The organism is Sporomusa sp. GT1, assembly GCF_014634905.1.
Lineage (GTDB): Bacteria > Bacillota > Negativicutes > Sporomusales > Sporomusaceae > Sporomusa > Sporomusa sphaeroides.
In genome coordinates this window covers 1-522 of the sequence record NZ_BMBX01000075.1, presented here as the reverse complement: position 1 = coordinate 522, position 522 = coordinate 1, and the positions used below count along the sequence as shown (strand labels likewise).

The 522-nt window shown below is 47.5% G+C and carries 2 protein-coding genes; both read left to right on the top strand.

The annotated features are described in order from the left end of the window. Positions 1 to 309, top strand: a 309-nt coding sequence (locus GT1_RS21885; RefSeq protein ID WP_223226447.1) for a glycine/sarcosine/betaine reductase component B subunit, incomplete at its 5' end; no start/stop codon positions are given. A gap of 25 nt (positions 310 to 334) precedes the next feature. Continuing rightward, positions 335 to 522 (top strand): glycine/sarcosine/betaine reductase selenoprotein B family protein (locus GT1_RS21880; protein WP_223226446.1); only part of this gene is annotated, 188 nt, incomplete at its 3' end.

The window sequence follows — 522 nt, the reverse complement described above, 5'->3', positions numbered from 1 at the left end:
AAGTGTGAGAAATCCGGTATTAAAACCGTTTTAATCACTGATGAATGTGCAGGCAGAGACGGTATGTCACAACCTTTGGCTGACACGGCAGCAGAGGCAGTGGCGGTAATTTCCGGAGGAAATGTCAGTCATGTGGTTACATTGCCGCCGGCAGATAAAGTTATCGGCAATAAGGCAGCCATTTCCGTATTAGCCGGTGGGTGGGAAGGCTCCTTACTGGAAGACGGCAGTTTGATGTGTGAGTTAAATGCCGTTATTGGCGCCACTTCAGAAATCGGCTTCCACAATGTAACCTGCAGACTATATTAACACTAACGAGAAAGGAGGGTATCTTATGTCAGACAAGTTCAAAGTGCTCTACTATGTAAACCAATTCTTTGGCCAGGTAGGCGGTGAGGATCAGGCAGGCATGCCGCCGGAATTTAGAGCAGGCAAAATTGGTCCGGCCATGGGTTTTGAAGGCTTGCTCAAGGGTGAAGGAACAGTTACCGGCACCATTATTTGCGGTGATAACTATTTCAA